We start from the raw sequence: 26865 nt of genomic DNA, 5'->3' as shown, positions 1-26865 counted from the left end.
AAGAAGTGCGGGTGGACAACCTGACCCGGCGCTTCACCTACAACGACGGCGGCCACCTGACCCGGCTGGACGAAATCGGCTACGGCGAGAACGGTGAACAGCCCCAGCGCGAAACGCTGTTCGAACGCGATCCGATTGGCCGGCTGATGGCCAAGCTCAACCGCGATGCGCGACAAGACTATGCCTATGACGATGTTGACCGGTTGCTGAGCATCCAACGTCAACCCAGCGGCATCGGCAAACAACTCGGCATCACCGAAGAAAAGCTGGAGTACACCTACGACCTGCTGGGCCGACTGACCCAGGAAATCACCCCACAAGGCGTGCTCGGCTACGAATATGACCCGCTAAGCAACCTGACCACACTGACCCTGCCGGACGGGCGCAAGGTCAACCACCTGTACTACGGCAGTGGCCACCTGCACCAGCTGAACCTGGACGGCCAGGTGATCAGCGACATGGAGCGCGATGACCTGCACCGGGAGGTGTTCCGCACCCAGGGCAAGCTCACCAGTTGCTTTGGTTACGATGCGATGGGACGCAAGGCCTGGCAGTTTGCATCGACCCTGCCGGCAGAAAAGCTGTCGCAGGTGCACAACACCGGTATCAACACCTCGTTGCTGGTGGAGCATGCCTACAACCCGATTCACCGTCGCTACCAATACGATCCGGCGGGCGAATTGGTGCGCACGCTGGACAAGCTGCGTGGCGAGATCAAGTACGAATACGAAGCCAACGGCCAGTTGCATAGCCGCGATACGGCTCGTTGGTGGGCAGCGAAGAGTTCCGCTACGACCCGGCTGCCAACCGCCTCGACTTCAATGCGCGGCAACTGGAGAAGGTCAAAGACAACCGCATCAAGCGTTGGCGGGACCAGGAGTATCGCTATGACCCGTGGGCAACCTGATCGAGAAGCGGTCGGGGCACAGCAAGCTGCAGAGCTTTAGCTATGACTGTGAGAACCGGCTGGTGCGGGCGGAGGCGCTGGTGAATGGCAAGCTGGAAAGCACCGGCGCGTATCGCTATGACAGTCTGGGGCGCCGGGTAGTCAAGCAATCCGAGATCAACGGCATCACGGAGCAGAAGCGCTTCCTCTGGCAAGGACTTAGGATGTTGCGTGAGGAGACGCCTGAGCTAAGCATCTTGTACTTGTATGAGCGGGCAGCTATGCGCCGTTGGCACGGGTGGATCAGGCGGAAGGGGAAGGGCAGGAGGTCTACTCCTTCCATACCGATCAAATCGGTACGCCGCTGGAGCTGTCGGATAGCGAAGGCAAGATTGTTTGGCAGGCGACATATCGCTCCTGGGGGGCGATTGAGCAAATGACGGTCAAGGAGGTCGAGCAGAACCTACGCTTTCAGGGCCAGTACTTTGATGCCGAAACTGGACTGCACTACAACACATTCCGATATTATGATGCGGAAGTAGGGCGCTATGTAACAATTGACTCAATCGGACTGGTGGGGGGCAACCTATATAAGTATGCACCTAATCCGGTTAGCTGGCAGGATCCATTAGGTTGGATTACCTATAATACAATGCCGGGAATTGAAGGCTTTCAAAAGCACTATATTGTTCCGCAGCAGCTTTCTAATCATGCGGCCATGCAGGCAGGAGAAGTAAATATTCACAAGCTCTCTAATATAATATATTTGCCTAAGTATGAGGAAAATCATCCTGCTCGAACTGTGCATCGTGGTTCTCTTGCGCAGTATACTGCCGCCGTTGAGAAAGAGCTGGATATTATCCATGATTATGGTAAGAAGAACGGTTGGAGTAAAACCGATTACCAGAAAGCTATCCGTGGAGTAATGGTTGATGAGAGGAAAGGTCTTCGTTCCGGCAAAACAATGTTGAATAAAAATTCTGTTCGAGGGGTGGGTTGTGGCTAATAATTATATTCTGAGTATTTCAGATGACTATCCGGAAAGCTATTGGCTTAAAGCTAAGGTTTTATCGGGCGAGGATTCAAGTATCTTTAAGGAAGGTTTGGTTGTAACAAAATCTGTAATTGTCCGGTTTGAGAGTGCTAAAAGAATTAGTGCTGCAAAGTTATTGACATACGATTTTTTCTTTAGTGATGGACCAAATTTGATCTCGCCGCGACTATACGAGCTAATGATTAAGGAGGGTATTTCTGGTGTTCAGTTTATTGATGCTGGATTAATAATTTCAGGTGTTTCCTATGCCGGCTATAAGATATTCAATGTTGTCACTAGATCGGCTGTTTTTGATTTAGAGAAATCTGAAAGTGAGCCGTTGCTTAGTTACTTGCCGGATGGGGCGAGATGGTATAGTAAGATTGTGTTGGCTGAGAGGGCTAACTTGCCCAGTGATATTGTAAGGGCTGAGGAAGAAATCGCTACCATTGTTGTGGCTGCTCGGGTAAAAACTATTTTTGAGAAAAACAATATTTGTGGCTTGCAGTTCAAGGCATAGCGGCCTTTGGTAAGTCAGGTGTTATGCGTCGCTGTTGAGACTTGATGGTCGTTGGCAGATTGTTCTTTTAAAATTTAGCTTTTTTTTGGGGGGCTTGAACACCGCCTTAATCAATGATTGTTCTTCCTATGACGAGTTGCCACTAACGTTCAACCGGAACGGTCATTGGGTCCGACAGTTCAGTAAGTCGTGGCCGGTTACAGCAACGCACTTGATCTGATCTGCGAGTAACGCTGGCAGCCCGATGGTGAAGTGCTGCGTATCCACCACCCGGATGGCACGGCAGAATCCTTTACCTACAACGCCCTCGGCCAGGTACTGACCCACACCGACGGCAAAGGCCAGACCACGCGTCTGCAGCGCACCTCGCGTGGCTTGCCCAGCAGGCGCCAGGATGTTGCGCCTGAGCCATTCTTTGTGCAAGGAACATCTAACAAACAAAATCCTGTGGGGGTGAATAATCCAAACAGAGAACGTTATCTCGCCGCTGCAGATAATCATAGCGCTTCCAGTGGTAGGCCGAAGTCTAGCGGGACATTAAAAGGAGCTGCGACATTTTGAAATCCTTGAAATGGCAAGAAAATCTTGTTTTGAGCATCCAGGTGGAAGAAGACCTATATGCTATCTCGCAAATGAGGAAAAATCATCTTTTGGAAGTTTTTGATGTGTTTGGTAGTAATGGTGACTGGACAGGTGTTGACTTAAATAAAGTTGACGTATTGTTCACGATCTTTGTTTCCATAAAAAATATTAAAAGTATATTTTCTAGCTTAGTTTCTAGCGAGTCAGTTACGCCAAATGAATGGCCTGTGGAAAAGCGTATGCTATCGGCGATATTTGGCGCTCCAGGAAGTACTGGTGCGAAACTCATAGACCTGTCAGATGAGTATTCGAATATTGGTGCGCAAGTAATCAAGGAGAGCCTCTCTCCACAAGATGACCTAAGCTTGATTCATCGCTACGAACTATGCGGCATGGTTGGTGATCCAGAAAAGATTATTGCACGCATTAAGAACTATCGGGAAACTGGAATTAACTGGGATCCATCTAAGGAATTCTTATTTCCAGGTATTCAGCGCCCTGTAATATGATTTTGGCGTCAGTATGAAAAAAATAGAGGCTGAGGTTTTTTGGGCTCAATTGCAGTTTTTGGAGGGCGATGAGACTTGCTTGTGTGAATTGAGGTCCGTAATTGGTGAATTGGTGGTCGAATTAATTGGCGTTCCTCATGCTCACTATGGTAGCTCGATGCTTCCTCTATTTAGAAGGTGTGTTCTAGGTATTAATGCCATTGGGTTGACGATTGAGACACTTGAAAGAGACTCAGTACTGGAAGTGTTATATCGGCTGGGTGAGATTGTTGGATTGTCTAGAGAGCGTCTCTATCTTGAGGAATGGCGCGGAGATTGGTGAGTCTTTATGTGTCTTTAGTGATGGGTTTGTGTTCTTGTCCACTCTTTAAAGTATAAGTTCGGTTTAGAGGGAGGGAGCCTTCTAATCTTACTACGAATTCGGCCATCTGACCCTTCTGGCCGAAATCGGCTACGGCGAGGACGGTGAGCAGCCACAATGCGGAACACTGTTCGAGCGCGATCCGATTGGCCGCTTTCTATGAGTAGGGTAGCTAGCGCCGTTGGCGCGGAGGGATTAGGTAGAAGGGGAAGCGCAGAAGCTCTACTATTTACACCTAGTGATAGCCACTGGTTAGGGTGTAATTGTTTTGTAGACAACTTCTAGCAAGATTATCAGTCCACATAAAAGCTTTAAATATTGAGGTGTCTATGAATGATCTTTCGGAAGTGAATCTGCAGTTGTCTCAAAATATCGTAGATACAGTTGAATCTGGAAATGAACTTGAAGCATCGGGTGACTACGATGCTGCGCTACAGAAATATAGTAAATCTTGGGACATGCTTCCAGAGCCAAAGGAGAAATGGGATCTCTATCATTGGATTTCCAAATGTAATTCTGAGGTTTATTTGAAAAGGCAGGATTATGAAAATGCTAAAGCATGGGCGTTAAAAGCGGTTGAATCTAAACCTGCTCGAGAAACGTCTAGCTTGATAATTCTGGGTGCCTCTTTACTTGGGTTGGGCGAAATTAATCCTGCATTTGATTCCTTCAAGACGGCTTTCGACATGGGCGGCGAGAGAGCTTTTGAAGGGTTCGATAAACAATATCTGAATGTCGTCGTCAGCTTCAAAGGATAGTAATAAACAGGAACTTGCAGATCAGGCTTCGATCGATCAATTAGGGTTGGCCCCCTTTGTCCTAAGCGCGAAGTTAGGACCAATAGTCAGAGGATAAAGAGAGGTGACGCACCTATTGGCAGAGATGGGTAAGAAGTGAATCTTCATCATCTCACTCAAGATGAGCCTGGCCCCATGGCGGAGGTCTTGAGTACCTCCCACTCGAGGCATGATTGGGTTTTACATATCATTCGGATTAATGAGATAAAAGCTCGGTTGGGCACGATGGCGTTACACGCCTATATAACAGTGCTCTGCTAAGTATAAACAAAGGACTATTCAATACTTGCAAAAAGATCATGCTGGAAAATTTGAGCCTTGAATTTTTTAAGAGAGGTATGTGATGAGTTATATAGATCAACTGGAAGTGGAAATCATTGCGAGTGGGGAGGATCCTGCTTTTGCTGGGGCAGCGTCGGATGACGTAATAAGTGATTTCGAGAATGCTCTGGGTGTTAAGTTTCCCCCATCTTACATACTGTTTCTTAAAAAATATGGAGCGCTATCCTTTGCCGGCGACACGTACTACGGTATTACAAAAGACGGTGTAGACGCTTCAGCCATTCCGAGTGTGGCTTTTGCTACACAAAGTGCGCGTGCAGATGGTGATGCTGATGGGTCGATGATTGTAATTAAAGCATCGGGGTGTGGGCCTATTTACTCTATAGATACCTCGATTATTGGTGATGATGGAGAGCCAGTGGTGGTAGAGACGGAGCTTTCTTTTAAGCGTACAGGTGTAAAAAATATCATGCACTCAGATTTCAAAGAGTTTTTCAGTCATATGATCAGGCAGTCTATTAAAGAGCTGGGTTGATCACTAGTTGATGATTGTGTTGAAGGCTCGGATGTTTTTTGAGTACGACGAGGCAGACCGTCTGCTGAGTCTACAGCGCACGGCGAGCAGTCTAGGCTAACAGTTTGGCATCACGGATGAAAGTCTGACTTACCGCTACGAGCCGCTTGGATGGCTGACACAGGAACTGACCCCGAGCAGTGCGCTGGACTATGAGTAAGACCCGCTCAGCAACCAGACCGATGTTTCGGGGCAATTTCCGACGTGGGCAGATCTATAGGGTTAGGGAGTAGTGTCGGTAGGTTATTTTTGTAAAGTCGCTATCAAGTTCTTTGCAAATCTCTACGAACCCGGTAGCTATGCGTCGTTGGGATAGAGTAGTTTGAAAGCGGACAAAAAAATCAGCAGAATTTGCGTTTTTAAGGGCTGTATTTCCACAGAGAAACATGGTTGCATATAATATATGGATATTATGCGCCGGAGAGTAGTCGGTTGAATGCTCAGGTTCCGCCATTATAATGCCTTTAGATACTACAATCCAAAAAAAATTTCGGTTCAGCTTGGAGTTCGTAGGTATAGCGCAAGATAAGGGGTGGCTTAAAGGTCGCCGTCAAAACACGCATTTTCCACTTGTAGAGTGTTGATAATGACTGACTTTAAACTGTTGCACTGCGGCTCGCGGATCTCTGGTGCTGATATTGAGGCGCTGGAAGCGCAGATCGGCTTTAAGTTGCCCGTGAGGTTTAGGGCGATATATCAAGCATACAATGGCGGTTCACCTGTTAGAGAGTTTTGGATATCAGATGAAGATTTTGAGCCGGTGAGAGTTGAGGGTTTTAAAAGTATTTCAAGTGTAGGAGCTCAGGATGCTAATGAGACAAAATATATCGGTGGATGTTACAGGCGGATGCGCGAGAGAAATGTTATCCCGTCCCAGTTAGTCCCTTTTGCAAATGATGAGGCTGGTAACTTTATCTGCTTGGAGAAAGGTGCGGGGAGAGTTGTCTATTTTGCTGTTGATACTTTTCAAGCGGATCTTGACATGTATCTTAACCATATCAATGCTCAAAGAGTCATGTCGGATTCCTTTGGTGATTTTATCGATTCTTTAGTTGGTGAGGTGGATGTTGATTTTTGATTATATGGGGATCGTTGATCATCTTTGGAAAGATTGTTGAGATCGATGTTAGTATTTGATGGTTGCGGCTGTTGTTTTTCAAATTTGGGACTCTGAGTTTCGATAGCCATATTTAATCTTCAAAAAACTGCTTAATCAAGTGGGGGGCAGCGCGAGCACGACCACTTCTGCTATGACTGCGCAGCGCGCACCAGCTGGGCCACCGCCGTGCTGGGCCGCGAGCTGGAAATTCACTACAACGAAGACCACCGCGTCATCGCCAGCCGCGACTACGGCGGCGAACGCTACGCCATCGACCTGGACGATTTCGGCAACATGGTCGGCCTGACCCTGCCGGACGGCAACAAGTTGCACTTCGAGTACGACGAGTTCGCCCGCCTGCTCGAAGAAACCGACCCGCTGGGCCGCACCATCGCCTACGAATACCACCACCTGAACACCTTGGTGAACAAGGTGACCTACCCGGACGGCAGCACGTGGCAAGCGCGCTACGACGACAAGGGCAACCTGCTGGCCGAGTTCGATGCGCTGGGCCAGATGACCGAGTACCTCAACGGCGAAGAGGGCCTGCCACACACCATCATCGACGCGACGTACAAGTCCAAGTACCTGTGGTGGAACACCCTGGCCCAGGTCGAGCGGTATCAGGACTGTTCGGGCCAGAGTACATTTTAGTTAGAATGAGCGTCATGATCTGGTGGTGGTGATCGATGCGCTAACCCAGACCACCATGCTTGAACCTAAGCCGAACGGAAGCGGGCCGGCCTTAAGCCTGGCGATATTATTGGTGAAATTATTAGGAGTAAGTATGGCTGCTGAATTCTCGGTGATTACAGAAACTGCTACATTGGCGATATTTGATCTTGCCGCTATCCGTCATCGAATGAGTGATACGTTTGATTGGTGGAGTATCCGGAGCGATGAGATCTATGAGATGAATGAGGGTAATATCGCTTTTTTAAATCTCGGTGAAGACGGAAAGTACTTGGTCAAGGTTCTCGCTGAGTTGCCCAATGCTTTAGGCAGTATTTTTCTATCCATTCCTTCCGGGGGCTTATTTATAGGCGCTGGTGAGGATACTACGGGGGGAGGTATGGAGCCTGATGGTTCTGATGCTATACAAGGAGCTTGTATTGCTTTCACTCCAGGTAATTATCAGATGGGATTCGCTTTTGAATGCGGGGTAATAATGCTGTCGTTTGCGCGGGCAGATAGTCATCGCAATAACTTTTCAGATTCAATCCGGCTTGGCTGAATTATAGATACTCCAGAGTTACGAATGTGAAGGTGATCTTTAAAAATGGGCGTGAAGGGTTGAGCGTAGGTCCCAGCCTTCTGGAATTCTCCCTTGCTCATCATGAGTGCGGCCCGCTCATGAACCTGACCATGCTGACCTTGCCACACGGTCGGGAGCAAGATCTATCAGCTGTACTACGGCAGCGACCACCTGCACCAGTTGAACCTGGACGGGCAGGTCATCAGCGACATGGAGCGCGATGACCTGCACCGCGAGGTGTATTGCATGCAAGGTATGGTCAGCAGTTGCTTTGGTTAAGACGCGATGGGGCGTAAGGCGTGGCAGTTTGAGTCGACCTTGGCTGCAGAAAAGCAGAAAGCACATAAATTGATATGGCATGCTGCGTACTCTTTTCGGCAGGCTGGTCCAGGAAAACCAGCCATCGGAACAAAGACATATGATAAGCGCCTGGTAGATATGGAGTTGAACCCCAATGGGGTGATGGCACAAACTCTGCCAAGCTCCCCTAAGATGTGTTTAGAGATGGTGAGCTTACTGATGATAACTTATTCACTAACTAACTTGCGTGATGAGTATCGTGATGCGCTGTTGGGTTTTATGGGCGCTATGTACGAGTGGGAATTGTCTGGGTACAAAAAGAAATTGGCGGCATTTTCGGATGATTCCTTAGAGCAAGAAGTCGAACTGAGCATTAAAAATGACCTTTTGGTAATTTTTAAGAAATATGTTGTTGACGAAGGGCGAAACTATGATCGCGTCAAAAATCTAGTCTGCGGCAGGTTCCCCGATTATGATCTCGTCAGTGATGGAGTTGGGATGTGTGAGTGCAAGGGAGGTGCGGTCTCAGTTATTATCAGGAAGAACACAGGGTTGCGCGCTTCCTTCAAACTGACGTTAATCATGGAGGATGATGCCTGCAAAGTTAGCGGGCGATATCTAGAAAGTGATGGAAGATGGCAAAGGACCTATATCTAGTTGCTGGCGAGTGAGGTTTTTTACCTCGGGCAACGGGGGGCATGATAAGAGATGCGTGCTGACATGCAAGATGTAAAGAGTTTGATTTCAAGAATAGCTGATACTGAATTTTTCTCGAGGATGGGGTGCGATCCAGATTCGAGAGATGATGTAATCTACATAAGGGATGTCTTCAGGGTCTTCGTTGAGCCTGTATATTCAGATTTCCATGGTTATTATGAAAATCTTGAGTGGTTGCCTACTTCTCCTTATCAAGATGATCCGTTCAATTCATTTCCAAAACCACCTAAGGAGCTAGTGAGTTGGCGTATCGATGTCACTAAAACTGTTATGCAGTCGATTAAAGTTGGCTCAACGGTGAAATTCATTGCCGGCCCCCATGATTACAGTCTGGCTGCGCGAGATGGAGCTTGTTTTGCATTTCGCCAGTACATTTCGGAGTCGTACTATGGTGTGTCTGGGGAGTGGTCGAAAGTGATTGAACTTTATTTGTCGGGTAGGTGGCCTGTTGGCTACTCCGACACTAAGCTGATTGTTATTTGAATTCGGCGTGAAAGCCCAAGCGCTTCAACAGCAGTCAAAAAGGGGAGGTGAAGGGTGAGTTTAACTTTTGGACAATGGAGGTACCTAAACTACAGCAAGGATGTAGGATGTCTATCGTAAGGCTGATAAAACTCTCGAGAGGTTCTGGAAAAAGATATGGTCAAAAAAGATGTTGTAGAGGTCGTTCCTGACGCTCTTATGGAATTCATGCAGCAGATGAATGAGTGGGAGTGTGAATTTTTCGATAAGCGCAAAGATGGGTTCGCTGAGGGAAAGGATGACATTGGGTTGAAGCAGGCTTATGCTTCGAAGTTGGAGACAATTTTTGACGCGTTTGCTTTTAAAGATAAGCCGAACTACGGCCGGCTGATTGATTTGGGTTGTACAAGGCCGGCGACTTATGACCCAGGGACTGATGTCATTGAGTTGGTGGCTTGTAGCAATGGTAGTATGGTGGTGCAGGTACAGCAGGTGAAAGGCGCGGAGAGCTGTTCTAGATTTTATCTGGTTATGAAGGGCGGGGAGTGGAAGATAAAAAAGAGAGAGGTATTGAGTTTTGATGGAAAGTGGCAGCGTGTTGCTCTTTAAATGAGCCTGCGGCGCTTGTGGCTATTGCTCACGTCTTGTGAGAAAGGTAATAGTGATAAGGCTGGTTGGAGTGCTGCACTGTACTGAAGTACTCTGAGAGTGGGACGCAATAATGCTCAATGTAACACCCAATCTTAGTCAGGCCGACCTATCACAATACGCTGTTGTTGATGTTGCAAAGAAAATGGCTGCAATCTCAGTGAACGCATAAAAGGAGTAGGGGATGGGGGAGCGAAATAAATTGTATATTTTATTCAGCTCGGTAGTAACGGCTGTGGCCGCGAAAAAATACAAGGTGGGAACCAGTCATGAAGAAGCACAATATTTTGTGCAGGGGCTATTTGATGAGTACATGAGCCAAGGATTGGAAGCACCTACGTTGGACTGGATCGACGCTGCTCCCAAACAAGCCAGATCCTGGATAAATTCTAGGTTGGCTAATAGCTTCCGATGCTACGGATCGTCGCCCAAATGGCTGGATGAGCCAAGCTGGCGATTTTTAGGTAACACCCCTATGGATTTTGTTCATCAGTTCGAGGTAGAGGGTTGCTCTAAAGGTGATCAATACGAGGGTGTGATGACGTATGTGTTTTTTGGTAGGACAGAATGCAAGGATGGAGGTTGGGAACTGGTTGTCAAACTCATACATCAGGATAAGAATGAGCCGGGGTCTGTTTTGGCCGACTGATTGCTTCATTGCAAACACGTCTAGATGATGTGAGTACTTGCGTGAGACGTGCATTTAAATTAAATTCACGTAGGTCGTGAGGCGTGGGGCACGAACAGTGGGTTATTTTCGGCATTGATGCTAATTTCATTACAGCAGTCAACGGAGTGTAATGCATAGTGACGAAAGACAGAAGCGTTTCGGAGCAAATAGTTTTTACGGTCGACTACCAGGCAATGATTTCAGAATTGGCAAAGGTCGGGAGGATAGAGATTGAGTCCGGCTACTCTGAAGTTATTGCGAATTTAGATTCTGCGAAAGTGGTGAGGTCGAAATTAGAAGCGCACGAGATCTTAAACTTTCTCACAGAAAATAGCGCTGAAATTATGCGATATTCGGTCAGCAAGTTTGCTGTACTTTCGAATGAAGAGGATGAAGAGGAATATCCTCTAGGACTGGAGCCAGGACAAGATGAGAAAGCTAAGGTGGTGTCGGCCGGAAAGTACTCTCAAGGCTTTCTCTTGACCAACCTTATTGAATACCTGCTTGCCCGGAAAGGGCGGGAGCAATTGCTGGGGTACTTGAGAACATCACGAGTACCTAAAGCGAAGCAGTATGCGGATCAGATAATTCATCTTATGTGCGCTAAAAGCTAGGTGACAACGTGCCGCCAGAACCGCTGGTACATGTGGCGACTTCTAGCCATGAAGGGCCTAGCAGTTTGGGGGATATTCTGAGCGCCTCTGTGTTCGCGTGCGGGTACGCGCTCTGCAATTAATTTGGGTAGCTCGAGCGCATGAAATCACATTCGCTTGTAGGAGCTGGCTTCCCTGCAATCGGCTGCAACCCAGTCGTCAACTCTACTTCCGCGCTCTGTCAGGCACTGCGCGGATACCGATTTTACGACTGCTTCGCAGCCGATCGCAGGCAAGCCAGCTCCTACAATGCCCGCGATACACATATGTGTCGTGTAGTGCCTAGCTGCCACTCCACGGGCCTACCCGCCGCTGCAGGCACCTCGCGCATTTGATGTTCCACCACGTGAAACCACATTCCGTTGAACTCCCGCCCCACTCGCGCTTATCTGTCCCCAAGCACGACCTGCCTTCCCCGTCGTGATCTCAAAGCGAACAACAAGAACGGGACCCACCCGCGCGAGGAGATTCCCCATGCAGCAACACCAGCACATCCTGGCCTGGCTCAACGACGTGGCCAGCGACCTGCACGCCATCCGCCACGACATCCACGCTCACCCCGAACTCGGTTTTGAAGAAAGCCGCACTTCGGCCCTGGTCGCCCAGTTGCTCAAGGACTGGGGCTATGACGTGCACACCGGCATCGGCAAGACCGGCGTTGTCGGCGTGCTGCGCAACGGCAGCAGCCCGCGCAAACTCGGTTTGCGGGCGGACATGGATGCACTGCCAATCCATGAGGCCACCGGCGCTGCCTACAGCAGCCGCCACCAGGGTTGCATGCACGCGTGTGGCCATGACGGGCATACCACCATGCTGCTGGGGGCGGCACGCTACCTGGCGGCGACGCGGCAGTTCGATGGCACGCTGACACTGATTTTCCAGCCGGCCGAGGAGGGCCAGGGCGGCGCCGAGGCGATGCTGGCCGATGGGCTGCTGGAGCGCTTCCCGTGCGACGCGTTGTTCGGCATGCACAACATGCCGGGGCTGCCGGCGGGGCACCTGGGGTTTCGTGAGGGGCCGATGATGGCCTCGCAGGACTTGCTCACGGTGACCATCGAAGGTGTCGGCGGGCATGGCTCGATGCCGCATTTGACCGTCGACCCGTTGGTGGCTGCGGCCAGTGTGGTAATGGCGCTGCAAACGGTGGTGGCGCGCAATATCGATGCGCAGGAGGCGGCGGTGGTGACGGTCGGTGCGCTGCAGGCGGGCGAGGCGGCCAACGTGATCCCGCAGCAGGCGCTGTTGCGCTTGAGTTTGCGGGCGCTGAACGCCGAGGTGCGGGCGCAGACCTTGGCGCGGGTGCAGGCGATCATCGTCAGCCAGGCGCAGAGCTATGGCTGCACCGCCAGCATCGAGCATCGCCCGGCGTACCCGGTGCTGGTCAACCATGCCGCAGAAAACGCCTTCGCCCACCAGGTCGGGGTCGAGCTGCTGGGGGCTGAGGCGGTGGACGGCAACACCCGCAAGCTGATGGGCAGCGAGGACTTCGCCTGGATGCTGCAGCGCTGCCCGGGCGCTTACCTGTTCATCGGCAATGGCGAGAAGCGGCCGATGGTGCATAACCCGGCCTACGACTTCAACGACGACATCCTGCTGACCGGCGCCGCCTACTGGGGCGCGCTGACCGAGCGCTGGCTCAAGCCCGCCTGACCCCTTCATTGACGACTGCCGCTGGAACCCGGGCGCGACCGCGCCTGGGCGATCACTTGAAGCGTTTCTGGCCAACAGATTGATGGAGTGTTCCGCATGCAGACTTCACACACAGGCGCGTCGCGTACCCGGCAAGTGGTCGCGGCGGTCATCGGTAATGCGTTGGAGTGGTACGACTTTATCGTGTACGGCTTTCTGGCGAGCATCATCGCCCGCCAGTTTTTCCCTTCCGACGACGAGTACGCGTCGCTGCTGATGGCTCTGGCCACCTTCGGCGTGGGCTTTTTCATGCGCCCGGTGGGGGGCGTGCTGCTGGGTATCTATTCTGACCGCAAGGGGCGCAAGGCGGCGATGCAGCTGATCATCCGGCTAATGACGGTGTCGATCGCGATGATTGCCTTTGCGCCCAGCTACCTGGCCATCGGCATGGGGGCGCCGCTGCTGATCGTGGTCGCGCGCATGCTGCAGGGCTTCGCTACGGGCGGTGAATACGCCAGTGCCACGGCGTTTCTGGTGGAAAGCGCGCCGGCCCATCGCAAGGGCCTGTATGGCTCGTGGCAACTGGTGGGGCAGTGCCTGGCGGTGTTTTCGGGGGCGGCGATGGTCGCGCTGGTGACCCACCTGTGCACGCCGCAGGCGCTGGACAGCTGGGGCTGGCGGATCCCGTTCGTGATCGGCTTGCTGATCGGGCCGGTGGGGTTGTGGATTCGCAAGCACATGGAAGAGCCCGAGGAATTCCTCGAAGCGCGCAAGCAGGCCAAGGGCCAGGCGCCGAGCCTGTGGCAGGTCCTGCGTGAGCATCGGCGCAGCTTGCTGGTGTCGATGGGGCTGGCCTGTGGGGCCACCGTGTCGTTCTACGTGGTGCTGGTGAACATGCCGACCTTCGCCCACAAGAACCTCGGCCTGCCGCTGGACCAAGTGTTGCTGGTGCAAATGTTGGCTGTGGGCCTGATGACCGTGGTGATTCCACTGGCCGGCGCGCTGTCGGACCGGCTCGGTCGCCGGCCGGTGTTGATGGCCTTCACCCTGGCGTTCTTCGTGATGGTCTACCCGCTGTACGTGTGGGTGGCCGCGGCGCCGTCGATCGAACGCCTGCTGGTGATGCAGCTGTTACTGTGCACCGCCATCGGCGGTTTCTTCGGCCCCGCGCCCACTGCCTTGGCCGAGCAGTTCCCGATCGAAGTGCGCTCCACCGGCGTGTCGGTGGCCTATAACGTGGCGGTGATGGTGTTCGGCGGCTTCGCCCCGCTGATCGTCACCTGGCTGAGCAAAGCGCTCGGCACCCCGGTGGCGCCGTCGTTCTACGTGCTGTTCGCCTGCCTGCTGACGCTGCTGGGCACCTATTGCCTGAAAGAGGCGCCGCGTGCCGGCAAGCCTGTGGCCTTCAACCTTGGAGTCAAACCGTGAACCAGTTAGCCATCGACCCAATTGTCGCCCTCGATGCCGAGGCGCTGTCCCAGGCGATCCATGCTCGCCAGCTGTCGTGCCGTGAGGTGATGTGGGCCTACCTGGGGCATATCGAGCGCTTCAACCCGCAGGTGAATGCACTGGTGTCGCTGCGCGAGGGCGAGCTTTTGCTGGCAGAGGCCGATGAACGTGACCGGGAGCTCGCGCGCGGTGCGTCGCGTGGCTGGATGCATGGCATGCCGCAGGCGATCAAGGACCTGGCGGCCACGGCAGGCCTGCGCACCACGCTGGGTTCGCCGCTGTTCGCCGAGCAGGTGCCGGCGCACGATGCCGTCAGCGTGGCGCGGGTGCGGGCGAGCGGGGCGATTATCGTTGGCAAAAGCAATGTGCCGGAGTTCGGCCTGGGGTCGCAGAGCTACAACACGCTGTTCGGCACCACCACCAATGCCTACGACCACCGCCGGGTGGCGGGTGGCAGCAGCGGCGGCGCGGCCGCGGCGCTGGCCATGCGCTTGCTGCCGGTGGCCGATGGCAGCGACATGATGGGCTCGCTGCGCAACCCGGCGGCGTTCAACAACGTGTACGGCTTGCGCCCTTCGCGCGGGCGGGTGCCCTATGGGCCGACGCCGGAGCTGTTCATGCAGCAGCTGGCCACCGAGGGGCCGATGGGGCGCACGGTGACGGACGTGGCACGGTTGCTGTCGGTACAGGCGGGGCATGACCCTCGGGTGCCGTTGTCACTGAGTGACGGCCCCCGCGATTTTGCGGCCGGGCTGCAACGTGACTTCAAGGGTGTGCGGGTGGGGTGGCTGGGCAACTTCGACGGCTACCTGCCGATGGATGACGGCGTGCTGAGCCTGTGCGAAGCGGCGCTGGCCGACTTCGCCGAGCTGGGCTGCGAGGTCGAGGCGTGCCAGCCTGGTTTCGACCTGGCGCGTTTGTGGCAATGCTGGCTCACCCACCGCCACTTCCTGGTGCACGGCAACCTGGGCGCAGCCTACGCCGACCCCGGCAAGCGTGCCTTGCTCAAGCCCGAGGCGCAGTGGGAAGTGGAGGGCGGGCTGCGGTTGACGGCAGCGGCCATCTACAACGCCTCGCTCGACCGCAGCGCCTGGTACCAGGCGTTGACTACGTTGTTCAAGCGTTACGATTACCTGCTGTTGCCGTCTGCCCAGGTGTTCCCTTTCGACGCAGCCGAGCCGTGGCCCAAGGTGGTCGGCGGGCAGGTGATGGACACCTATCACCGTTGGATGGAGGTGGTGATCGGGCCGACCCTGGCCGGCCTGCCGAGCATGAGCGTGCCGGTGGGTTTCAATGCCGCAGGGCTGCCGATGGGCCTGCAGATCATAGGCCCGGCGCAGGCCGACCATGCCGTGCTGCAGTTGGCCTTTGCCCATGAGCAGCTGACCCGCTGGGTGGCGCGGCAGCCGCCGATGTGCCTGCAGGCGCGCTGAAAACCCTGGGCAGGCCCGTATCTTGCTGGGCATGATGACCATCCACGCACAGACAGGGAGGTCGAACCCATGGGTACTACGGCAGAGAGCGGCGGCGTGCGCTCGGTGGAGCGGGCGCTGGCCATCGTCGAGTTGCTCGGCGAGCACCAGGCGCTGGGGCTGGAAGAACTGCATTACCTGACCACGCTGCCCAAGGCCACGGTGTCGCGCATGCTGGCTACCTTGCAGGAGCAGGGCTGGGTTTACCGTGGCCTGAGCGACCGGCGTTACCGCTTGTGCGCCCGGCGCCTGTTCGGCGACCGCCAGCAGCGCTTCAAGCGCCAGCTGGTGGAAAGCGCCGCGCCGCTGTTGCTTGAGCTAAGCGAGCGTACTGGCCTGGTGGCCGACCTGTCGTGTTTTGACGGTGAGCGGCTGGAGGTGATGGAAAGCGCCATCCCGCAGGTGCTGCGCAAGCGCTACCCGGTCAACTGCCAGATCGTCGGGCACCATGCCAGCCTGTTTCATTCGGCGATGGGCCGGGCTTGCCTGAAGGAGCTGGCGGCGGACGAGGTGCAGCGCCTGGCGGCACATGAGCCGGTGGGCGGTGATGCGCTGTTACGCGATATCGAGGCGGATGTGCACAAAGGCTTTGGGCAGCGGACCGAAGGGTTTTGGGAGTACCCGGTGCGGTTGCCGTTTCTGATCCGCGCGATTGCCTTGCCGGTGCGGGTGGAGGGGCGGTTGGCGGGCAGCATTGCGCTGCATTGGCCGCTGGACCAGGCGCCGGTGGAGCGGGTGTTGAGTTTGCATCTGAACAGCCTGGCGGGGACGGTGGGTGAGGTGCAGCGCGCGTTGGTGCACTGAGGCGTGTTTTTTGACCACCCGGTGTTCGTCGATCGATTGATGGTGCCGGTGAAACCGAGCGCCGCCCGCGCGGCGCTTCGTGAAGCGCTTGGCTTGGGATCTTCAGCGCCTTTGAGATCGAGCGCCGCCCGCGCGGCGCTTCGCGGGGCAAGCCCGCTCCCACATTTGTTGCAACGCGCCGTTCCAGTCAGGCCATGGTTGTTCGCCTTGGCGCATGGCTGAAAACAGGCGGGGCGCCGGCAGCACCAGCCGAAAAATTGGTTCATGCCAACAAGGCTGGCAACTATGGCCTCACAGGCCATGGCACGTTGCAACAAATGTGGGAGCGGGCTTGCCCCGCGAAGCGCCGCGCGGGCGGCGCTCGATCTCAAGGGCGCTGAAGATCCCGAGGCAAGCGCTTAGCGATGCGCCGCGCGGGCGGCGCTCGATCTCAAGGGCGCTAAAGATCCCAAGGCAAGCGCTCCGCGATGCGCCCCGCGGGCGGCGCTCGATCTCATCGGCGCAAAACATCCACCGCCATGCACCTTACCGCCATACTGCAATAATCACCCATCGACAAAGGTCCCCCCAATGCTGGTAGTCGAACACCTGCGCAAGTCGTTCGCCACCGCCCAAGGCCCGCTTGAGGTACTGCGTGGGGTCGACCTGACCCTGGAACGCGGCAGCAGCCTGGCGCTGATGGGCGAGTCCGGCAGCGGCAAGAGCACCTTGTTGCACCTGCTGGCCGGCCTCGACCGCGCCGACGGCGGGCGCATCCTGATCGACGGCGAACCCCTCGACAGCCGTGGCGAAGCCGCCCTGGCACGCTGGCGGCGTGAGGGCATTGGCCTGGTGTTCCAGCAATACAACCTGATCAGCAGCCTGGACGTTGCTGCCAACCTGGCCTTCCAGGCGCGCCTGGCAGGCCGCCATGATCCTGCGTGGAGCGCGCACCTCGCATCCCGCCTGGGCCTGACCGCGTTGCTGCAACGTTACCCGGAGCAATTGTCCGGGGGCCAGCAACAACGCGTCGCCATCGGCCGGGCCCTGGCAAGCCGCCCCCTGTTGTTGCTCGCCGACGAGCCCACCGGCAGCCTTGATGAAGCCAGCAGCGACGAGGTGCTGGCGCTGCTGTTGCAGCTGGTCGAGGAGGCCGGCAGCAGCGTCTTGATGGTAACCCACAGCCAGCGCCTGGCCGCCCGCTTGCAACGGCGCTGTGTATTGCAGATGGGCCGGGTACAAGCCTGATGAACAACCTGCGCATCACCTTGCAGGCCCTGTGCAGCCATTGGTGGCGCCATCGCCTGCAGTGCATCAGCATTTTCACCGGGTTATGGCTGGCCACTGCGTTATGGACCGGCGTGCAGGCGCTCAATACCCAGGCGCGCAACGACTATGCCTTGGCCAGTGCCGTGCTGGCCGGGCCTGCCCGGGCGCAACTGGTGGCGCGCACTGGGCAGCGTTTCGACCAGGCGCTGTATGTGCAGTTGCGCAGGCTGGGCTGGCAGGTGACGCCGGTGCTGGAAGGGCGCTTGCGCCTGGCCGGCGAGCCGCCGGTCGCGGTGCGGCTGATCGGCATCGAGCCGCTCAGCCTGTTGCCCGGTATGGCAGTCGCCGGTGCCGACGTGCAGGGTTTTGACCTGCAGGCGTTCGTCGGTACGCCCGGGCAGGCGTGGGTCGGGCCGGACACGCTGCGCCAGCTGGGGAGGCAACCCGGCGAGCAGGTCAGCACCGCGACCGGGCAGTTGCTACCGCCGCTTACGTTGCACGGGCAGCTGGCGCCCGGCGTGATCGTGGTCGATATCGGCCAGGCGCAGGCGCTGCTCCAGGCACCAGGGCAACTGTCGCAGCTACTCGGCGACAGCGACTGGCCGTTACCGGCCGCCATCGCCACAAGCCTGAAGCTGCAGCCGCCGGGTGATGACGCCGACCTGCAACGCCTGACGATGAGCTTTCACCTCAACCTCACAGCCCTGGGCCTGCTGGCATTCGTGGTCGGGCTGTTTATCGCCCACGCGGCGATTGGCCTGGCCTTGGAACAGCGGCGTGGGCTGATCCGCACCTTGCGTGCCTGCGGCGTGAGCCTGCGGGTGATGCTTGCGGCCCTGGCGCTGGAGCTGGGCCTGTTCGCCATCGTCGGCGGTGTGGCGGGGGTGGCAGCGGGTTACCTGCTGGCGGCGCTCATGCTGCCCGACTTCGCCTCCAGCCTGCGCGGGCTGTACGGGGCGCAGGTGGCCGGGCACCTGCACTTGCCGCTGCAGTGGTGGTTGCTGGGCATCGCCGTCAGCCTGCTGGGCGCGCTGCTGGCCGGGCTCGACAGCCTGCTGCGGGCGGCCCGCTTGCCGCTGCTGGCATTGGCCCAACCCCAGGCCTGGCGCTTGGCGCAAGTGCCGTGGCTGCGGCGCCAGGCGGTGGTCGGCGCGGTGCTGCTGGTGGTCGCCCTGGGGTGCGGCATTGCCGGCGCAGGGCTGCCCAGTGCATTCGGCATGCTTGCGGCACTGCTGCTGGCGGCGGCACTGCTGTTGCCGGGGCTGCTGGCACTCGTACTCAACGGCCTTGCGCGGTATTGCCAGCGCCCGCTGGCGCAGTGGTTCGTTGCCGACAGCCGCCAGCAACTGCCGGCCTTGAGCCTGGCGTTGATGGCGCTGTTGCTGGCGCTGGCCGCCAGTGTCGGGGTCGGCGGGATGACCGAAGGCTTCCGCCGCACCTTCATTGGCTGGCTGGACCAGCGCCTGGCTGCGGACCTGTATGTCACACCCCGCGACAGCGACCAGGCGCAGCAGATTCATGACCGGTTAGTGCCAGACCCTGCCATCAGCGCCGTACTGCCGAGCTGGCGGGTGGACTGGCGCTTGCAGCAATGGCCGGTGCAAGTGCAAGGGGTGATCGACCATCCGTTCTACCGCCAGCACTGGCCGTTGCTGCAGCAGGCGCCGGGTGCCTGGCAAGCGCTGGCCACCGGCCGCGGGGCCATGCTCAGCGAGCAACTGGCCCGCCGCCTCGGGCTCACTGTGGGCGGTACGCTACGCCTGCCGAGCGACCCTGAGCAGGCGGTGACGGTGGTTGGCATTTATGCCGACTACGGCAACCCCAAAGGCCATGTGCTGGTCAACGCCGACTGGTTGCGCCGCCACGCGCCGGGCGCGAGCCTTTCTGGGCTGGGCCTGCTGGTACGGCCTGGCCAGGTCGCCGCACTGAAGGACGAACTGCAGCAACGCTTCGCCCTGGATGACAATCAGGTCGTCGAGCAGAGCCGCCTTAAAAGCTGGTCGAAAGACATATTCAGCCGCACCTTCGCGGTCACGGCCGCCTTGAACAGCCTGACCCTGGGCGTGGCCGGGGTGGCGCTGTTCATCAGCCAGCTCACCTTGAGCCAGCGCCGCCTGGGGCAATTGGCACCGCTGTGGGCGCTGGGCGTGCCACGCCGCTGGCTGGCCTGGCTGAGCCTGGGGCAAACGCTGATGCTCAGTTGTTTCACCGTGCTGTTGGCGATGCCTTTAGGGCTGCTGCTGGCCTGGTGCCTGGTGGCGGTGGTGAATGTGCAGGCGTTCGGCTGGCGGCTGCCCTGGCATGTGTTCCCCGCGCAACTGCTGCAGCTGGCCGTGCTGGGGCTTCTGACCAGCTTGCTGGCCAGCGCCTGGCCGTTGTGGCAACTGGCGCGCAGCCAGCCCAGCGCGCTGTTGAGGCAGTTCGCCGATGAAAACTGAAGCCTGGGTGTTGATGGCCTGCCTGTTGCTGGCCGGGTGCGACCCGCCTGCGCCCGAACCCAAGAGTTTTGCAGGCCTGGGCGCCGACGCGGCGGCTTTCAAGCAAGTGGTACCGGGCGCGCCGCTGGTCTTTCCCCGCGACCATGGCGCCCATGACGGCTTTCGTATCGAGTGGTGGTACGTCACCGCCAACCTCAAGGATGAACAGGGCCGCGATTGGGGCGTGCAATGGACGCTGTTCCGCTCGGCCTTGCGGCCAGGGCCGGAGACGGCGGACTGGCACAGCCCCAACCTGTGGATGGGCCATGCCGCGCTGACCGGGCCGGGCGGCCACCAGGTCAGCGAAACCCTGGCCCGGGGTGGGGTTGGCCAGGCCGGCGTCGAAGCCCAACCGTTCCATGCGTGGATCAACGACTGGTCGCTGCAAGGCAGCCCCGGTGTCGACCGTTTGCAAATGCGCGCCGGTGGCCAAGGGTTTGGCTATGACCTGGCGCTGAGCAGTGACCGGCCGTTGGTGCTGCATGGCGCGCAAGGCTACAGCGAAAAATCCGGCAAGGGGCAGGCGTCGTACTACTACAGTCAGCCGTTCTACACGGTCAGCGGCGAGGTCGAGCGGGGCGGGCAGCGCATCGCCGTCACAGGCCAGGCATGGCTTGACCGGGAATGGAGCAGCCAGCCGTTGGCGGCCGGGCAAAGCGGTTGGGACTGGTTTTCGCTGCACCTGGCCAAGGGTGCGAAGTTGATGCTGTTTCAGGTGCGTGAAGCGCAGGGGCTGCCTTACCGGGCGGGTACCTGGATCGATGCGCAGGGGCGCTCGCGGGCGTTGCAAGGCGAGCAGATCGCGTTGACGCCGTTAGCCTGGACCACGTTGGCCAATGGCAAGCGGCTGCCGACGCGCTGGCGGGTGGCGGTGCCGTCGATTCAGGTAGATGTCGAGGTCGATGCACTGGAGCCACAGGCCTGGATGGGGACGCGGTTTCCGTACTGGGAAGGGCCGGTACGGGTCAGTGGGAACGGCCGGGGGTACCTGGAAATGACAGGGTATTGACCCTGGCATCGTCTGCTAGCTGCGGGCCTTGCCGCCCCGAAATGCACTCGGGCTCACCCCGCACTGCTTGCGGAAAAACCGGCTGAAATACCCCACATCGGCAAAGCCCAGTTCATGGGCGATCTCCTTCACGCTCGCATCCGAATGCCCCAGCCCTCGCTTGGCTTCCAGTACCAAGCGCGCGTTGATCACGTGCATCGGCGTCATGCCCAGATGCTCCTGGCACAACCGCCCCAGCGTCGCCAGGGTCATGCCCAGCTCGCTGGCATAGAAGCCCAGCGGCCGATGCTCGCGGTAGTGCATGTCCACCAGCTCGCGAAACCCCGTCAACTGCTGGCTGCGCCGTGAGGCCGGGCGGCGCGCTTCGCCCGCAAGCGCAGGTTCGTGGCGCAGCGCCTGGATCAGCAGGGCCAGCAGCAACGACATGCTGCTGGCGACGTGCTCGCGGGCGCGGTTGTGGTATTCCTCGCCCAAGGCGCGGCACAGCGGCAGCAACGGGTCGTCCTCGTCGCGCCACAACGGCAGGGCGATGACATGGGGTTTGCGGATCTGTGCCAGCAGCTGCGGCGCCAGCACCTGGGCGATGCTCTCCAGCGGCGGCTGGGCGGCGGTGATGACCTGGCCATCGACCTGCTGCGTCCAGTTGAACCCGTGCACCACCTGCGCCGGCACATAGACCACGCACGGCGCCTGCACCTGCAGGCGCTCGCTGTCGAACAGCACCTCGCCACTGCCACTTTGCAGGTACAGCAACTGCAGCAGCCCGTCGTGGCGGTGCGCGGCAATCTCCCAGTTGTACGCGCCCGAGCGCAGGGAGATCCGCTCCACATGCAGGGCCTCGTGCCACACCGGCTGCGCGGTTTCGCCATACAGGGCGTAGTTGGGGATCTTGGTCATGGTCTTGTAATTGTTCTGATCGCTACCCGGGCACTGTGCCACAGACCTGCGGCGGGTTCAGGGCGCTGTGGGCGAAATTGTCGGGAATGTGGGGGCGGTTGCAGGTTTTGTCCATTCTGCCGGCAGGCCCACCGGCCATAGGCTGTTCGCCAGACGAAGCGACACTCTGGAGAGCAGCATGCATAACAACAAGATTTCTTCCCACTGGCTTGGCCTGAATTCGGCCGTGTGCGTGGTCACCGGGGCCGCCGGTGGCATCGGCGCGGCGCTGGCCGCCGCGCTGGTCGAACAGCACGCCCATGTGGTGTTGCTGGACCGCGACGGCGACAAGTGCCTGCAACTGGCGGCGACGCTCGGCGAGCACAGCGTCGGTGAGGTCAGTGCCCTGGCCTGCGACATCGCCGACCCGGCCAGTGTCGAGCAGGCTGCCGCGCAGGTGCAGGCGCTGCATGGGCGCTGCGACGTGCTGGTCAACAACGCCAGTGTGCTGCGCCCAGGCGCCCTCGAAACGCTGAGCCTTGAGCAGTGGAATCAGGTGCTGGCGGTCAACCTCAGTGGCTACCTGCTGTGCGCGCAGGCGTTTGGCCGCTCGATGCTTGAAAGCGGGCAAGGGCGCATCGTGCATGTCGCCTCGATCGCCGCGCACTATCCGCAGCCCAACAGCGGTGCCTACAGTGCGGCCAAGGCCGGGGTCGGCATGCTGTCGCGGCAGATCGCCGTGGAGTGGGGGCCGCGCGGGGTGCGCAGCAACGCGGTGTGCCCGGGGCTGATCCGCACGCCGCTGTCTGCCGCGTTCTACGCCGACCCGCAGGTGGAGCGCCAACGCAGCGCCATGACGGCCAACCAGCGCATCGGCGAGCCGCAAGACATCGCCGAGGCCGTACTGTTTCTGGCCAGCCCGCGTGCCGACTACATCAACGGTGCCGAACTGACCGTGGACGGTGGCCTGGAGAGCATGCCCATGGCGCTGATCCCGCGCCCCGGTTTCGAAGGGGTACGCGCATGAACACGCGCACCTGCGATGTGCTGGTGATTGGCGCGGGGGCCGGCGGTTTGGCCACCGCGATCACCGCGAAAAAACAGGGCCTGAAGGTGCTGGTCATCGAGAAGGCCGACTGCTTCGGCGGCACCACGGCGTTTTCCGGTGGCGTGCTGTGGGTGCCGGGCAACCGGCATGACGTGCACCACGACCCGGCGGCAGCATTGGCCTACCTGCGCAACGAAACGGCTGCCTGCTTCGACGCGCCGGCCGTGGAGGCGTTCTTGCGCTACGGGCCGCAGATGGTGGACTTCTTCGAGCGTGAGACCACGGTCAAATTCATCCCCACGCTGTACCCCGATTACCACCCGCAGGCCGAGGGTGGCGTCGACATCGGCCGCTCGATCCTCGCCGCACCCTACGATATCCGCGGGTTGGGCGCCGACATGGCGCGGCTGCGGCCACCGCTCGAGAGCATCACGTTCATGGGCATGATGTTCAATTCATCGAATGCCGACCTCAAGCACTTCTTCAACGTCACCCGTTCGTTCACCTCGTTCGTGTATGTCGCCAAGCGCCTGTTGACCCACTTCAAGGAGCTGGCCTTGTACCGGCGCGGCACTCAGGTCACCAGCGGCAATGCGTTGGCCGCACGGCTGGTCAAGTCGGCCCTGGACCTGGGTATTCCGATCCTCACCGGCACCCCGGCCAGGCAGCTGTTGCGCGAGGGCGGGCGGGTAGTGGGCGCGTTGGCCGGGCAGGGTGGTGGCGAGGTGCGTATCGAGGCGCGGCGCGGTGTGGTGCTGGCCTGTGGCGGTTTTTCCCATGACGTGCAGCGGCTGAAGCAGGCTTACCCGCACGTGCGCCGGGGCGGCGAGCACTTTTCGCCGGTGCCGGCGGGCAACACCGGTGATGGCGCGCGCATGGCCGAAGCATTGGGCGGGCAGGTTGATATCCGCCTGCAAGCGGCGGCGGCCTGGATGCCGGTGTCCAAGGTGCCGATGGGCGCCCGGCAGGTGGCTTTTCCGCACCTGCTAGACCGCTACAAGCCCGGCGTGATTGGCGTACTGCGCTGCGGCAGGCGGTTTACCAATGAGTCGAACTCGTACCACGATGTGGGCGCGGCGTTGATCGAGGCATGCGCGGGCCAGGCCGAAACCGCCATGTGGTTGATCTGCGACCGGCGCACCCTGGCCAAGTACGGCCTGGGGTACGCCAAACCGGCGCCGATGCCGCTGGGGCCGCTGTTGCGCAATGGCTACTTGCTCAAGGGCACCACCCTGGCCGAGCTAGCGCAGAAGGCGGGCATCGATGCGCAAGGGCTGGAGCGCACCGTGCGTGAATACAACCTGGGCGCCGTGCAGGGCGAGGACCGCCAGTTCGGCCGCGGCAGCACCACCTTCAACCGCTACCTGGCCGACCCGCAACAGCAGCCCAACCCGTGCGTGGCACCGGTGGGCGAGGGGCCGTACTTCGCGGTGAAGGTAATCATGGGCGACCTGGGAACGTTCGACGGTATCCGCACCAGTGTGGTGGGCGAAGTGCTCGATGCCGAGCACCAGGCCATCCCCGGGCTGTACGCGGTAGGCAACGACCGGGCCAGCATGATGGGCGGCAATTACCCCGGTGCCGGCATCACATTGGGGCCGATCATGACCTTCGGCTACATCACCGGCCGCCACCTTGCCGGTGTCGAGCAGGGCCTGGCGAGCGCGGGCTCGGCGCGGGAGGTGGCGTGATGGGCAAAGCCATCGTCGACCACCGCATCTACACCATCCGCCCTCGCTGCATGGCGGCGTTTCTCGAAGCCTTCGACCAGTTGGCGATGCCGATCCTGCTGCGCCACCTGGGCGCGCCGCTGGGTTTTTACGTCAGCAGCATTGGCCCGCTCAACCAGGTGGTGCACCTGTGGGCTTATGAAAGCCTGGATGACTTCGAGCGGCGCAGCGCCGCCCGCGATGCCGACCCGGACTTTGCCGCGTACCTGCAGGCTACGCGGGACCTGGTGGTGGCCCAGGAAACGCGGATCATCAAGCCGGTGCAACTGCGCAGCCTTGGCCAGTCGATGCCCCTATCGCCGGCATAGCCAGCGCGAAACCTGTGGGAGCCGGCTTGCCGGCGATGGGCCGCAGCGCGGCCCCAACCATCCTCGAATAAAAACAACAAGAGGCAAGGCAAAAAATGAAAGCCCCCAACCCCGTTGACGTGCGCCAACTGATCGACCAGCTACCCATCGGCCGCTACCAGAAATGGGTAGTCTTCTTGGGCTTTTTGATCATCGCCCTGGATGGCCTTGACGTCGCCATCATCGGCTTCATAGCCCCGCAACTGAAAAGTGAATGGCACCTCGGTGCACAAAGCCTGGGCCCGGTGCTCAGCGCTGCGCTGATCGGCCTGGCCCTGGGGGCGTTGATCGCCGGCCCACTGGCAGACCGCTACGGGCGCAAGGCGGTGTTGCTCGGCAGCGTGCTGCTGTTCGGCCTGTGGACGCTGGCCTCGGCGTTTTCGCCTAACCTGGAAACGCTGATCGCCCTGCGTTTTCTCACCGGCCTCGGGCTGGGCGCAGCAATGCCCAATGCCAGTACGTTGGTCAGCGAATACGCGCCGGCTCGCAGCCGCTCGCTGCTGATCACCCTGGCATTTTGCGGTTTCTCGCTGGGGGCGGCGCTCGGCGGTTTCGTCAGTGCCTGGATGATCCCCAACCTGGGCTGGCGCAGCGTGCTGGTATTGGGCGGTGTACTGCCGCTGCTGGCCCTGCCGCTGCTGTGCTGGCGTTTGCCGGAATCGGTGACCTTCCTGGTCAGCAAAGGCGCCGACCCGCAACGCATTCGCGCCATTGTCCGACGTCTGGCGCCGGAACACTGCGGCCCCGACAGCACTTTTGCGGTGCCGGCCGCCACGCCGAACCCAGGCGGGGCGATCGGCACCATTCTCTCGCCGCGCTACCGCTTCGGCACTTTCATGCTGTGGACGGGCTATGTGCTGGCGCTGTTTCTGGTCTACCTGTTCAGCGGTTGGTTGCCGACATTGGTGAAGGAGGGCGGTGGTTTCTCTGTTTCGCAGGCGGCCATCGTCACGGCGTGCTTCCAGATCGGCGGGCCGCTTGGGGCGATATCGGTGGGTTGGGCGATGGACCGGTGCAACCCGCAGCGGGTGCTGATGCTCACCTTCCTGTTCAGTGGTGCGGTGATCTTCGCCATTGGCCAGGTGGCGGGCGACTTCACCGGGCTGTGCATCATCGCTTCGGCCGTGGGCTTTGGCCTGAATGGGGCAAGCGTGGGGATGAATGCCCTGGCGGCTGCGTTCTACCCCACCGAGGCCCGGGCCACCGGAGCGAGCTGGATGAGTGGTATCGGCCGGTTCGGGGCGATCATGAGTGCGTTTGCCGGGGCGCAAATGCTGGCGTTGGGCTGGAGTTTTGCCCAGGTGTTCGCATCACTGCTGATACCGGCGGGGTTGGCGGCGCTGGCGGTGTTGCTGCAGGGGTGGCACGCGCGCTCGGCGGCACGTGCTGCTGTTGCGTTGGGGTAATGCTGGGCGGAGTACAGATGTA

General features: G+C 58.7%; 25 protein-coding genes and 4 pseudogenes. 28 read left to right on the top strand and 1 reads right to left on the bottom strand.

Features of this window, described 5'->3' with window-relative positions:
* The 24 genes and pseudogenes from ABEH27_RS10290 to ABEH27_RS10175 all read left to right on the top strand — a co-directional run.
* Positions 1–1892 (top strand): annotated as a pseudogene (locus tag ABEH27_RS10290) (RHS repeat-associated core domain-containing protein); the annotation flags it as partial.
* Entirely contained in the window at positions 1885–2439 is a 555-nt protein-coding gene (locus ABEH27_RS10285) for a hypothetical protein (RefSeq protein ID WP_346613476.1), read from the top strand. The pseudogene ABEH27_RS10290 and the gene ABEH27_RS10285, both read left to right, overlap by 8 nt.
* 237 nt (positions 2440–2676) lie before the next feature.
* Positions 2677–2835 (top strand): annotated as a pseudogene (locus tag ABEH27_RS10280) (RHS repeat domain-containing protein); the annotation flags it as partial.
* A gap of 161 nt (positions 2836–2996) precedes the next feature.
* The gene (locus ABEH27_RS10275) at positions 2997–3530 is read left to right on the top strand and encodes a hypothetical protein (RefSeq protein WP_346613475.1); all 534 of its coding nucleotides are present in this window, start codon (positions 2997–2999) and stop codon (positions 3528–3530) included.
* Positions 3531–3543: 13 nt separating this feature from the next.
* Entirely contained in the window at positions 3544–3852 is a 309-nt protein-coding gene (locus ABEH27_RS10270) for a hypothetical protein (protein WP_346613474.1), read from the top strand.
* 368 nt (positions 3853–4220) lie between these two features.
* Positions 4221–4649: a hypothetical protein gene (locus ABEH27_RS10265; RefSeq protein WP_346613473.1), complete on the top strand. Its 429-nt coding sequence runs from the start codon at positions 4221–4223 to the stop codon at positions 4647–4649.
* A 174-nt stretch (positions 4650–4823) separates the two neighbouring features.
* Positions 4824–4949, top strand: coding sequence for a hypothetical protein (locus ABEH27_RS10260; protein WP_346613472.1), 126 nt, complete (start codon positions 4824–4826; stop codon positions 4947–4949).
* Between the two features lie 82 nt (positions 4950–5031).
* Entirely contained in the window at positions 5032–5505 is a 474-nt protein-coding gene (locus tag ABEH27_RS10255; protein ID WP_346613471.1) for an SMI1/KNR4 family protein, read from the top strand.
* Positions 5506–6130: 625 nt separating this feature from the next.
* A complete protein-coding gene (locus ABEH27_RS10250) occupies positions 6131–6622 on the top strand; it encodes an SMI1/KNR4 family protein (protein ID WP_346613470.1) in 492 nt (163 codons plus the stop codon).
* A gap of 153 nt (positions 6623–6775) precedes the next feature.
* Positions 6776–7376: pseudogene (locus ABEH27_RS10245) on the top strand (hypothetical protein); the annotation flags it as partial.
* A 54-nt stretch (positions 7377–7430) separates the two neighbouring features.
* Entirely contained in the window at positions 7431–7877 is a 447-nt protein-coding gene (locus ABEH27_RS10240) for a DUF6386 family protein (protein ID WP_346613485.1), read from the top strand.
* Between the two features lie 101 nt (positions 7878–7978).
* A pseudogene (locus tag ABEH27_RS10235) lies at positions 7979–8174 on the top strand (hypothetical protein); the annotation flags it as partial.
* 42 nt (positions 8175–8216) lie between these two features.
* Positions 8217–8855: an NTF2 fold immunity protein gene (locus tag ABEH27_RS10230; protein ID WP_346613469.1), complete on the top strand. Its 639-nt coding sequence runs from the start codon at positions 8217–8219 to the stop codon at positions 8853–8855.
* Between the two features lie 51 nt (positions 8856–8906).
* Positions 8907–9398, top strand: a complete 492-nt coding sequence (locus ABEH27_RS10225) for a hypothetical protein (protein ID WP_346613468.1) — start codon at positions 8907–8909, stop codon at positions 9396–9398.
* Positions 9399–9554: 156 nt separating this feature from the next.
* On the top strand, positions 9555–9986 hold the full coding sequence (locus ABEH27_RS10220) for an NTF2 fold immunity protein (RefSeq protein WP_346613467.1): 432 nt from the start codon (positions 9555–9557) through the stop codon (positions 9984–9986).
* Between the two features lie 223 nt (positions 9987–10209).
* A complete protein-coding gene (locus ABEH27_RS10215; RefSeq protein ID WP_346613466.1) occupies positions 10210–10674 on the top strand; it encodes a hypothetical protein in 465 nt (154 codons plus the stop codon).
* Positions 10675–10832: 158 nt separating this feature from the next.
* Complete coding sequence (locus ABEH27_RS10210) at positions 10833–11309, top strand: hypothetical protein (protein ID WP_346613465.1); 477 nt, start codon at positions 10833–10835, stop codon at positions 11307–11309.
* Positions 11310–11822: 513 nt separating this feature from the next.
* Positions 11823–12998, top strand: a complete 1176-nt coding sequence (locus ABEH27_RS10205; protein ID WP_346613464.1) for a M20 aminoacylase family protein — start codon at positions 11823–11825, stop codon at positions 12996–12998.
* Between the two features lie 96 nt (positions 12999–13094).
* Positions 13095–14405: a citrate-proton symporter gene (locus tag ABEH27_RS10200; protein ID WP_346613463.1), complete on the top strand. Its 1311-nt coding sequence runs from the start codon at positions 13095–13097 to the stop codon at positions 14403–14405.
* Complete coding sequence (locus tag ABEH27_RS10195; protein ID WP_346613462.1) at positions 14402–15859, top strand: amidase; 1458 nt, start codon at positions 14402–14404, stop codon at positions 15857–15859. Before ABEH27_RS10200 ends, ABEH27_RS10195 begins: the two co-directional genes overlap by 4 nt.
* Before the next feature lie 69 nt (positions 15860–15928).
* Positions 15929–16702 carry a helix-turn-helix domain-containing protein gene (locus ABEH27_RS10190; RefSeq protein WP_346613461.1) on the top strand — a complete coding sequence of 258 codons (774 nt, stop codon included), beginning with the start codon at positions 15929–15931 and terminating at the stop codon, positions 16700–16702.
* A gap of 570 nt (positions 16703–17272) precedes the next feature.
* Entirely contained in the window at positions 17273–17929 is a 657-nt protein-coding gene (locus tag ABEH27_RS10185) for an ABC transporter ATP-binding protein (RefSeq protein WP_346613460.1), read from the top strand.
* The gene (locus ABEH27_RS10180) at positions 17929–20388 is read left to right on the top strand and encodes an FtsX-like permease family protein (RefSeq protein WP_346613459.1); all 2460 of its coding nucleotides are present in this window, start codon (positions 17929–17931) and stop codon (positions 20386–20388) included. Before ABEH27_RS10185 ends, ABEH27_RS10180 begins: the two co-directional genes overlap by 1 nt.
* The gene (locus tag ABEH27_RS10175; protein ID WP_346613458.1) at positions 20378–21436 is read left to right on the top strand and encodes a lipocalin-like domain-containing protein; all 1059 of its coding nucleotides are present in this window, start codon (positions 20378–20380) and stop codon (positions 21434–21436) included. The genes ABEH27_RS10180 and ABEH27_RS10175 overlap by 11 nt, the downstream gene beginning before the upstream one ends.
* Before the next feature lie 15 nt (positions 21437–21451).
* Here the strand turns inward: ABEH27_RS10175 and ABEH27_RS10170 are convergent, their stop codons facing one another.
* Positions 21452–22333, bottom strand: a complete 882-nt coding sequence (locus ABEH27_RS10170; RefSeq protein WP_346613457.1) for a helix-turn-helix domain-containing protein — start codon at positions 22331–22333, stop codon at positions 21452–21454.
* A 178-nt stretch (positions 22334–22511) separates the two neighbouring features.
* Here ABEH27_RS10170 and ABEH27_RS10165 point away from each other — a divergent pair, with 178 nt between their 5' ends.
* The 4 genes from ABEH27_RS10165 to ABEH27_RS10150 all read left to right on the top strand — a co-directional run bounded on the left by ABEH27_RS10165 (position 22512) and on the right by ABEH27_RS10150 (position 26843).
* Positions 22512–23339, top strand: a complete 828-nt coding sequence (locus ABEH27_RS10165) for an SDR family oxidoreductase (protein ID WP_346613456.1) — start codon at positions 22512–22514, stop codon at positions 23337–23339.
* Positions 23336–25051, top strand: a complete 1716-nt coding sequence (locus tag ABEH27_RS10160; RefSeq protein WP_346613455.1) for an FAD-dependent oxidoreductase — start codon at positions 23336–23338, stop codon at positions 25049–25051. Before ABEH27_RS10165 ends, ABEH27_RS10160 begins: the two co-directional genes overlap by 4 nt.
* Complete coding sequence (locus ABEH27_RS10155; RefSeq protein WP_346613454.1) at positions 25051–25398, top strand: NIPSNAP family protein; 348 nt, start codon at positions 25051–25053, stop codon at positions 25396–25398. Before ABEH27_RS10160 ends, ABEH27_RS10155 begins: the two co-directional genes overlap by 1 nt.
* 95 nt (positions 25399–25493) lie before the next feature.
* Positions 25494–26843 (top strand): MFS transporter, encoded by a 1350-nt coding sequence (locus ABEH27_RS10150; protein ID WP_346613453.1) that lies wholly within the window; start codon positions 25494–25496, stop codon positions 26841–26843.
* The last annotated feature ends 22 nt before the right edge of the window (positions 26844–26865 follow it).

Source organism: Pseudomonas sp. P39-UII1, from assembly GCF_039672635.1.
GTDB lineage: Bacteria > Pseudomonadota > Gammaproteobacteria > Pseudomonadales > Pseudomonadaceae > Aquipseudomonas.
Note: the sequence above shows the minus strand (reverse complement) of the source record. Positions and strands in the feature narration are given on the sequence as shown.